Raw genomic sequence first — 9004 nt, 5'->3', positions numbered from 1 at the left:
GCCGCGAGGCCCGCCGCACCCTGCTGCGCGGCCTCGGCCCCCGCTCACCGCACATGCCCATCGCACTGCGCACCCTCGTCGGCTGCGCGTTCGCCGGCTACGCCGCCGTCGCACTGGGCGTCGACCGGCCGTACTGGGCCGTCGTCACCGCCGCCTCCGTCTTCCAGGCCAACGTCACCCTCAGCTGGAACCGGGCCCTTCAGCGCACGCTCGGCAACCTGGTCGGCGTCCTCGCCTTCGCCGCCGTCGTCCCGCTGATCAGGACCGGACCGGCGGCCCTCCTCGGGTGCCTGCTGTTCTTCAGCTTCGGCGCGGAAGCGCTGATCACCCGCAACTACTGGCTCGGCTCCGTCGCCGTCACCCCGATGGCGCTGCTCCTCGTCGAGGCGAGCGGCGCACACCCGGTGGGCACGCTCATCGGCGACCGGGTCCTGGACACCCTGATCGGCGTCGCCCTCGGTCTCCTTGCCGCCGTCGCCGTCACCAACCGCCGGGCGGCCGGCCGGGTGGACAGGGCGCTCGCCGCCGCCGCGGGCGCCCGCGCCGCCCTGGAGCGGACCCTCGCATGCCCGGCCCCCTCCGCGGCCGCCCTCGAAGCCGGGAGCCGCCGGCTGGCCGCCGCCCTCGTGGACCTGCGCGACGCCCAGGACGCCGCGGCGGGCGAATGGTGGCAGCGGCCCCTTCCGGAGGAAGAGGTCATCGAGGCCGAGCGGGCAGGACACCGTACGCTCGCGGCGACAGCACAACGGCGTGGGCTGCACCGCCCCGCCCCTAGGATCGGAGCGGTGTGACCGACGACATCGTCGCCTCGGTGGTACGGCAGTGGCAGGCCGTGCACCCCGGCCTGGACACCGGGCCCATGGAACTCATCGGCCGCATCAACCGCTGCGCCGCACTCCTGCAACAGGCCGAGGACGCGCCGCTGCGCTCCGCCGGGCTCACCCGCGCCGAGTTCGACCTGCTCGGCGCGGTCCGCCGCAACGCCCGCGAGCTCACCCCCGGCGAGCTGGCCCGCGAGACGTTCTCCTCCGGCGCGGCCGTCACCAAACGGCTGCGCGCCCTCCAGGAACGCGGTCTGGTCGACCGCCGCGGCGACGAACGGGACCGGCGCGTCGCCCACGTCCGGCTCACCGACGACGGGCGCACCCTGGTCGACCGGCTGCTGCCCGAGCAGCTCGCGTACGAGAGCGCCGTCCTCTCCGGCCTCGACGAACAGGCACGCACCGGCCTCGCCGCACACCTCAGCGACCTGCTGGTCCAGCTGGAAGGCCGCCTCGGAACACCGCGGCGCTGACCGGAGCCCCGGCGCGCGGAGCGGCCGACAGACCGCGATGTCCTTAACCTGAAAGGGTGAACGTCGCGCGCCGGGCCGCCGCGCCCGTCCTGGCCCTCGGGCTCACACTCGGCGCCGTGCCCGCCCACGGTGCCGCGGCCGCCGCCCCGCAGCTGTCGGCCACCGTCAGCGACGTACCCCCGTCCAAACTCGGTGCGAGCTACGAACCCGGCTGTCCGGTGCCCCCGTCCCGGCTGCGGCTGCTCACCATGAACCACTGGGGTTTCGACGGCCGTGTCCACCGCGGAGAACTGATCGTCCATCAGGACGAGGTCCGGCCCCTGCTGCACGTCTTCGAGAAGGCCTTCGAGGATCGCTTCCCCATCCGCCGCATGCGGGTCATGGCCGAGTACGGCGGCGACGACGCCAAGGCGATGGCGGCCGACAACACTTCCGCCTTCAACTGCCGCCGGGTGACGGGCGACGCCCGCCATCTCTCGCGCCACTCCTTCGGGGACGCGGTCGACATCAACCCCGCGGAGAACCCGTACGTCGACCGCTCGGGAAAGGTGCACCCGCCGGGCGCGGAGGGCCACCTCGACCGCGACCGGCCCGCCAAAGGCGTGATCACTCCGGACGACGCCGTCACCACGGCGATGGACGACGCCGGCTGGGAGTGGGGCGGCCGCTGGTCGCCCCCGGACTACCACCACTTCTCCGCCGACGGCACGTGACTCGTTCCGTACCGACGGCACCTGCCCGGAGCGCCGGGGCCACGGCGAGCTGGTGGACCACGTCAGGCCAGCGGGTCGGTGACCTTCGCGGGCGAGAGCAGGTCGAGTGAGAGGTCCCACAGACGGGCGGCGAGGTCGGCCCGGCGTGCCGTGCGGCTCGGGGTCTCCTGGACGGCGGCGCCCGACACCAGCCGTCGGGGGCCGTACAGCGCGCCGTTGACCGGGGCCGGGTCGGTCGCGGCGCGCAGCGTCGGCCAGGCCCCGGCGGCGGACGGCTGGGCGGCGATCCTGTCGGCGACCGAGAGGAGCCGTGCCTGGATCCCGGTGTCCTTGCCGAGTTCGGTGGCGGCATAGCCGGGGTGGGCGGCCAGCGAGAGCGCGCCGCGGCCCTCGTTGCGCCTGGCGAGCTCGGCGGCGAAGAGCATGTTCGCCAGCTTGGACTGGAAGTAGGCCGTCCAGCGGTTGTAGCGGCCGCGCCGGAAGTTCGGGTCGTGCAGGCGGATGCGGCCCGGGCGGTGGCCCATGCTGGTGAGGGTGACGACTCGGGCGCCGGGCGTGGTGTTCAGCCGGGGGAGCAGACGAAGCGTCAGAGCCATGTGGCCGAGGTGGTTGACCCCGAACTGGGTCTCGAAACCGTCGACGGTGCTGGACCGGGGGACCGCCATCAGGCCCGCGTTGTTGATCAGAAGATCGAGACGGCCGTCCGGCAGTTCGTCGGCGAACCGCGCGATCGACGTCTGGTCCGCGAGGTCCAGGGACGCCGTGCGCAGACGGGCGGGGTCGATTCCGCGGTCGACGAGGGACCGGCGGGCGGCGGCGGCCTTGTCCTGGTTGCGGCAGGCCATCACGACGGTGGCGCCCCGCTGTGCGAGCACTCGGGTCGTGTCGAGGCCCAGCCCGGTGTTGGCCCCGGTCACCACGGCGAGGGTGCCCTCGGTGACGAGGGGCACGTCTTCTTCTGTCCAGCCGGTCATGGCACATCTCCCCTAACCTGAACATCGGTTCACCATCTATAGTGAACCTGGGTTCATCTTTGGTCAAGTGGAGACGAGGAGCGGCCATGGTCCGCGCCGATTCGGCACGCAATCGGAAGAGCATCCTGGACGCCGCGGGGACGCTGCTCGCCGAGCAGGGCGACGGGGTCGGGATGGACGAGATCGCCGCAGCGGCCGGAGTGGCAGTGGGAACGCTCTACCGCCACTTCCCCACCAAGGCGGACCTGATCGCCGCGGCGCTGGCCGAACTCACGGAGCGGCTCGTCGCCGACGTCCGGACAGCGGCGGACCGGGTCGACGACGGCGCCGACCCGGTCGCGGAACTGCGGGGGCTCCTCGAATGGCTCATCCGGAAGCCTGCCTCCGACAAGGCGATCAAGGCGGCGGCCACCGGCCTGGCCGCGGACGCCCTTCAGGAGATGGAGAGCCGCGGCTTCGCCGAGCTCGACCACATCACCGCCGTGGCCCACGCCCGCGGACTTCTCCGCCCCGACATCACCACGGCGGACTTCGCCCTCATTGCCGCGACCGCGCCCGACGACTCGCTGCCGGAGGCGGCCCGCGACCGCTGGATCGAGCTGGCGCTCCGTTCCGTCCTGGCCTGAGGCAGCCCGACCGACCGCCTGGGCTCGTTTCGCGCACGGCCCCCGAACCGCGGTCGGCGGCGTGTGCCGCGCGACCGCGATCGGACCGTACTCACATGAGGCGGAGCGTCGGGGCCCACGTCATCGTCGACGCGTGACCGCAGGGCGGGGGCGCATGCGGAGGAGCACCACACCCACGATCAGCAGCACGGCTCCGGCGGCCGACGGCCACAACTGGGCGCCGGTCTCGGCCAGGCCGCCTTCCACGGCCTGCGGAGCGGCGTCACCGTTCGGCAACGGGACGTTCGACCCGCCAGCCGCGGGTGCGGAGGCAGCCGTCCCGGCCGGGGCCTCGGGACTCTGCCGGTCGCCGGCGGTGGCCGGCCCGCTCTGCGCGGGCGCGGGTGGGACAGCCTGGTCGGCGGGGGCGGCCGGCGGGACGGTTGCCTCTGCCGCTTCGGGCCGTGCTCGCTCCGCGTCGGGTGTTGCGGGCGCCTGCTCGGCCTCGGACGTGGGCCTCTGGGCGGCGGGCTTCTCGGGTGCGGGCTTCTCCGCGGCGGGCTGCTGGGTCGGGGGCGTCGCCGGTGTCGCCTGCGTCGCGGGGGCCTGGGGGGCGTCGGGGGCCTCGGGCGCCGGTTCCGGATCGGCGGTGGGCGCGGCCGGACGCGTGGGGGCTTCCGGCTTCGGCTCCGCGGGGGCGGGCGAGCCGGTCGGAGCGGCGGTGGCCGTCGCCGGGGCGTCCTTCGGCTCCGGGCCGTCGCCGCCCGGTGCCTGCGCCGGATCGCCGGGGCCGCAGCGGCGCCCCTCGTTGAGACAGTTCACCAGCTCCCGCATGAGCTTATCGTCGAAGACGTTGATGAAGTCGCCGTGGTCGGTGACCGGTTTGTGCAGCTGCTCGGGGAACGAGTCGAGCGCGAAGACGGCGGCGGCCGCCCCCTCGAAGACCGGCGGTGGCACGGCGTAGACGATCCGCTGGACGAGCTGCGGAATGGGGAGGAAGCCGCCCGGGCAACGGCCGCTCGCGTCCGTGAAGGCCACATGCGTGCGGTGGTTGGCGCTGTCGGTGTTCCGGCCGTCCCAGCAGCTCTGGAACCTGAAACTGCGCACCACTTTGCTGCCCCGGGGACAGATCGGGTACTTGTCCTTCAGCTGCCGGTCCTCGAAGCCGGTGCAGCTCCAGGAGGCGTTGGCGTTGGCATTGCCGTTGACGAAGGCCTTCGCGTCCCCGGTGATGATCCGCAGGAAGCGCGGCATGGCGGTGACCTTGCCGCGCGGGTTGCCGACGAAGTCGAGCGTCACCTGTGACGGGGTCAGGATCCTGCCGACGTTCCGGTCCTTGCCGCCGCCGTCCGCCTGGGCGTCGTCCTCCGCCTGACCGTTCTGGAGCCGCAGCACGGGCCAGTAGTACGTCGAGCGGTCGCCCTGGTCGCGACACGTCGTCGCGCCCGCCGCGAGATCCTCGTCCGAGGCGAACGCGTCGTTGGCCTGGTTGCCCACGTAGTCGTGCATGTGGTGGGCGCCGTTGCTCACTCCCGGAGCGACGATGACGTTGTCCGGGTTGAACTTGCCGTTCGCGTTGACGCCGCAGTCCGTGGTGAACGTGCCGCGGGAGGCGCCGCGCAGCCGCGGGGGATCCTGCACGTTCGGGGACACGGTGCTGATGTCGGCGAAGTCGGACGCCTCGGGGCCGTTGCCCGCCTGGCCGCCGTTGCCTCCCTGCCCGTCGCCCTGTCCGCCGCCGCCGCCGCCTCCGCCGCCGCCTCCGCCGTCGCCTCCCGGTCCGGCCCCGTCGGCGTCGTCCGCGCCATCGGTCTGCAAGGTGCAGGGAGCGAGTGCCCGCAGATCCTGCGGCCGTTGCCCGGTGATCCGGCCGATGGCTTCCGCGATGCGGTCGAGGCCCGCTTCCCGCTTGCTCCGGAGTGGCCCGAGGATCGCGTTCTGCGCGAACCGCGGATCCCGTTCGATCTGCTCCCTCTCGTCGGCGAACCGCTGGTAGGCCTCGGTGATCTGGCTGTCCATCGTCGCCAGTTCGCGGTCGACCTCCGCCCTGGCCGCTTCCGGCACCTCCGGCAGCGCGTTCGCGACCTCCGGGCACTTGACCGTCGCCGGCACGGGTCCGGCGCCGAGGGTCCCCGGCTGCTCCTGCCCCGCCCCGCCCGGCCAGGGGCCCTGTCCCTCACCGGCGGCGGCATAGGAGTTGACCGCGATGAGACCGCCGCCGGCGAGGATGAGGGCGATTGAAGCGGCAGCCGTGCGTCTGCCTGCTCTCGGACGTCTTCGCGTTGTTCGTCCCATGGAGAACTCCATCTGCTGCATGGTCAAGTGGGGGCATGACGGCGTCCGGAAAGGGGCACGTCCAGTTCCATACGCGCGGGACGGGCGACGTGTTCAACGCCGCCCGAACCTCGTGCCCGACCAGGGCGGTTCTGGTCGGTCCGGACGAACAACGAGGTGAGAGGGCCCTATGTTCACGACCCGGCCGACGCTCCAGGGGACTTTCGGGATGGTGTCCTCCACGCACTGGCTCGCCTCGCAGTCCGCGATGGCCGTGCTCGAGCGGGGCGGCAACGCCTACGACGCCGCCGTGGCCGCCGGGTTCGTGCTCCACGTCGTCGAGCCGCATCTGTGCGGGCCCGCCGGCGAGGTGCCGGTCATCGTCGCGCCGGCCGGCGGCGAGGTGCGTGTGCTGTGCGGCCAGGGCGTCGCGCCCGCCGGGGCCACCATCGCGCACTACCGCTCGCTCGGCCTCGAACTGGTCCCCGGCACCGGGCCTCTGGCCGCCGCCGTGCCGGGCGCGTTCGACGCGTGGATGGTCCTGCTGCGCGACCATGGCACCAAGTCCCTCGCCGAGGTGCTGCATTACGCCATCGGCTACGCCGAGCACGGACACCCTCCCGTCGAGCGGCTCTGCGAGACGGTGGAGACCGTACGGGGGCTCTTCGAGACCGAATGGACCTCGTCCGCCGAGGTGTACCTGCCCGGCGGGCAGGCCCCCGCCCCCGGCACGCTGTTCCGCAACCCCGCCCTCGCCGCCACCTGGCGGCGGCTGATCGCGGAGGCGGAGGCCGCCGCTTCCGACCGGACCGGGCAGATCGAGGCCGCGCGGGAGGTGTGGCGCAACGGTTTCGTCGCCGAGGCGCTCGTCCGCCAGGCCGGGCGGCCCACCATGGACACCAGCGGCTCCCGCCACACCGGGACCCTCACTGCGGCGGACCTGGCCGGCTGGTCGGCCACGGACGAGGCACCGGTCACCTACGACTGGAACGGCTGGACCCTGTGCAAGGCGGGCGGGTGGAGCCAGGGGCCCGCGTTGCTCCAGCAACTGGCCCTGCTGCCGCCGGAACTGCCCGCCTACGGCTCCGCCGAGTACGTCCACCTGCTCGTCGAGGGCTGCAAACTGGCGATGGCGGACCGGGAGGCCTGGTACGGCGACGCGGCCGAGGTCCCCCTCCGCGATCTGCTGTCCGAGCCCTACAACAGGGCCCGCCGCGCGCTCGTCGGCGACAAGGCCTCCTACGACCTGCGGCCCGGCAGCCCCGGCGGACGCACCCCCGTCATGAGCCCCCGCGCCGCCGACGTGCTGGACGACGGCGGCGGCGCCGGCGCGTTGGGAGCGGGGGAGCCGACCGTGGCACGGGACGGCGCGGTCCAGGGCGACACCTGCCACCTCGACATCGTCGACCGATGGGGCAACATGGTCGCGGCCACCCCCAGCGGCGGCTGGCTGCAGTCCAATCCCGTGGTACCGGAACTGGGCTTCCCGCTCGGCACGCGACTCCAGATGACCTGGCTCGAGCCGGGCCTGCCGAACTCCCTCACGCCCGGCCGCCGCCCGCGCACCACCCTGACCCCCTCGCTGGCGCTGCGCGACGGCGTGCCCGTGATGGCGTTCGGCACCCCGGGCGGCGACCAGCAGGACCAGTGGCAGCTGCACTTCTTCCTCGCCGTCGCGCTGCGGCCCCCGGTGCGCGGCGGATACGACCTCCAGGGCGCCGTCGACGCTCCCAACTGGCACAACGACGCCTTCCCCGGCTCGTTCTACCCGCGCGGCATGCGGCCCGGCAGCGTCACCGTCGAATCCCGCACGCCCCCGGAGGTGGTGGCCGGGCTGCGTGAGCGCGGACACGACGTCACCGTGGGCGGGCCCTGGTCGGAGGGCAGACTCTGCGTGGTCGCACGCGACCCCCGCACCGGAGTGCTCTCCGCCGCGGCGAACCCCAGGGGAATGCAGGGTTACGCGGTGGGACGCTGACCGCCTCCCTCGATGTCGGCCGGGCATGATTGTCTGAGGACATGATCGATGACTTTCTGACCGGGGATCTGTCCGATGTCGAGGAGGCGGTCCGCAAGGCGGCGGCCGCCGAGATCGTGCCGCGCTACCGCCGGCTCGCCGCGCACGAGGTCGACGAGAAGACCGGCCCGCACGACCTCGTCACGATCGCCGACCGCAGCGCGGAGGAGCACCTCACCGCCTCGCTCACGGCGCTCGTGCCGGGCTCCGTCGTCGTCGGCGAGGAGGCCGTGCACGCGGACCCGGCCGTCGCAGACGCACTGCACGGCGACGCGCCCGTGTGGATCGTCGACCCGGTCGACGGCACCCGCCAGTTCGTGCGCGGCGAGCCCGGGTTCTGCACGCTCGTCGCGCTCGCGGTGCGCGGCGAACTGCTCGCCTCCTGGACGTACGCGCCGGTGCTCGACGAGTTCGCCGTCGCCGTGCGCGGTGGCGGCGCCCGGCTCAACGGCGAGCCGCTGAGGTCCGGTTCGCCCGTTCCCGGCTCGGTGCTGCGGGTCGCGATGTCCCATCCCGACTACACCACCCCGGAGCAGAAGCGCGCGCTGCTCGGGCTCGCAGAGCCCGGCGTCGAGGCCAGGCCCTGCGGCTCGGCGGGCCTCGAGTACCTGGACGTCGCACGTGGCGACCTGGACGCGGTGGCGTTCTCCTGGGAGCTCGCGTGGGACCACGCGGCCGGTCTGCTCCTGGTGACGGAGGCGGGCGGCGCGCATCTCACCGTCGCCGGCGAGCCCTTCCGCATCACGGGCCCCAACGTCCTCCCGTTCACGGCGGCCCGCGACGAGGCCACGGCCCGCCGGATCCGCGAACTCCTTACCTGACGCGACGGGCCACGGCCCCGGACCCCGCTGGCTCCCAGCCGGTCCGGCCCGCCCGGAACCCCGCAGGCTCCCGCCCGGTCCGCCCCGGTCGGTGCCCCGCCGGCTCCCGCCTGGTCCGCCCTGGTCGGTGCCCCGCCGGCCCCCGCCGGACTCCGTCGGGTCCGGACCGCCCGTCCGGAGCCCCGCAGGCTCCCGCCCGGTCCGCCCCCGGTCGGTGCCCCGCCGGCTCCCGCCTGGTCCGGCCCGCCCGGAACCCCGCCGGCTCCCGCCCGGTCCGCCCCGGTCGGTGCCCCGCCGGCTCCCGCC

8 protein-coding genes are annotated in these 9004 nt (G+C 74.0%); 6 read left to right on the top strand and 2 right to left on the bottom strand.

The window, feature by feature from the left end; all coding sequences use genetic code 11:
• From ACWGH4_RS24765 to ACWGH4_RS24755, 3 genes are all read left to right on the top strand, one after another.
• A partial coding sequence (locus ACWGH4_RS24765; protein WP_453464696.1) for an FUSC family protein occupies positions 1–791 on the top strand: 791 nt, incomplete at its 5' end.
• Positions 788–1294 carry a MarR family winged helix-turn-helix transcriptional regulator gene (locus ACWGH4_RS24760; RefSeq protein ID WP_453464693.1) on the top strand — a complete coding sequence of 169 codons (507 nt, stop codon included), beginning with the start codon at positions 788–790 and terminating at the stop codon, positions 1292–1294. The genes ACWGH4_RS24765 and ACWGH4_RS24760, both read left to right, overlap by 4 nt.
• Before the next feature lie 56 nt (positions 1295–1350).
• Positions 1351–2007, top strand: a complete 657-nt coding sequence (locus ACWGH4_RS24755; RefSeq protein ID WP_453464690.1) for a M15 family metallopeptidase — start codon at positions 1351–1353, stop codon at positions 2005–2007.
• Positions 2008–2069: 62 nt separating this feature from the next.
• Here the strand turns inward: ACWGH4_RS24755 and ACWGH4_RS24750 are convergent, their stop codons facing one another.
• Positions 2070–2981 (bottom strand): oxidoreductase, encoded by a 912-nt coding sequence (locus tag ACWGH4_RS24750; protein ID WP_189464453.1) that lies wholly within the window; start codon positions 2979–2981, stop codon positions 2070–2072.
• Positions 2982–3067: 86 nt separating this feature from the next.
• On the opposite strand from ACWGH4_RS24750, the gene ACWGH4_RS24745 reads away from it, so the two are divergent.
• Positions 3068–3607 (top strand): TetR/AcrR family transcriptional regulator, encoded by a 540-nt coding sequence (locus ACWGH4_RS24745; RefSeq protein ID WP_453464685.1) that lies wholly within the window; start codon positions 3068–3070, stop codon positions 3605–3607.
• Positions 3608–3727: 120 nt separating this feature from the next.
• Here ACWGH4_RS24745 and ACWGH4_RS24740 read toward each other — a convergent pair whose 3' ends face one another.
• Positions 3728–5881 (bottom strand): DUF1996 domain-containing protein, encoded by a 2154-nt coding sequence (locus tag ACWGH4_RS24740; protein ID WP_453464682.1) that lies wholly within the window; start codon positions 5879–5881, stop codon positions 3728–3730.
• Between the two features lie 169 nt (positions 5882–6050).
• Between ACWGH4_RS24740 and ACWGH4_RS24735 the strand changes: the two genes are divergently transcribed.
• Both ACWGH4_RS24735 and ACWGH4_RS24730 read left to right on the top strand, forming a co-directional pair.
• On the top strand, positions 6051–7838 hold the full coding sequence (locus ACWGH4_RS24735; protein WP_453464679.1) for a gamma-glutamyltransferase family protein: 1788 nt from the start codon (positions 6051–6053) through the stop codon (positions 7836–7838).
• Positions 7839–7879: 41 nt separating this feature from the next.
• Positions 7880–8698, top strand: coding sequence for an inositol monophosphatase family protein (locus tag ACWGH4_RS24730; RefSeq protein ID WP_453464676.1), 819 nt, complete (start codon positions 7880–7882; stop codon positions 8696–8698).
• Positions 8699–9004: the final 306 nt, after the last annotated feature.

It is taken from the genome of Streptomyces sp. NPDC054847 (genome assembly GCF_053610925.1).
This window is presented reverse-complemented; position numbering and strand designations above follow the sequence as displayed.

Bases quoted from the DNA above. Each gene is read 5' to 3' on its own strand.
- ACWGH4_RS24750 (WP_189464453.1), bottom strand. From the start codon at position 2,981: ATGACCGGCTGGACAGAAGAAGACGTGCCCCTCGTCACCGAGGGCACC.
- ACWGH4_RS24730 (WP_453464676.1), top strand. From the start codon at position 7,880: ATGATCGATGACTTTCTGACCGGGGATCTGTCCGATGTCGAGGAGGCG.
- ACWGH4_RS24740 (WP_453464682.1), bottom strand. From the start codon at position 5,881: ATGGGACGAACAACGCGAAGACGTCCGAGAGCAGGCAGACGCACGGCT.
- ACWGH4_RS24745 (WP_453464685.1), top strand. From the start codon at position 3,068: ATGGTCCGCGCCGATTCGGCACGCAATCGGAAGAGCATCCTGGACGCC.
- ACWGH4_RS24735 (WP_453464679.1), top strand. From the start codon at position 6,051: ATGTTCACGACCCGGCCGACGCTCCAGGGGACTTTCGGGATGGTGTCC.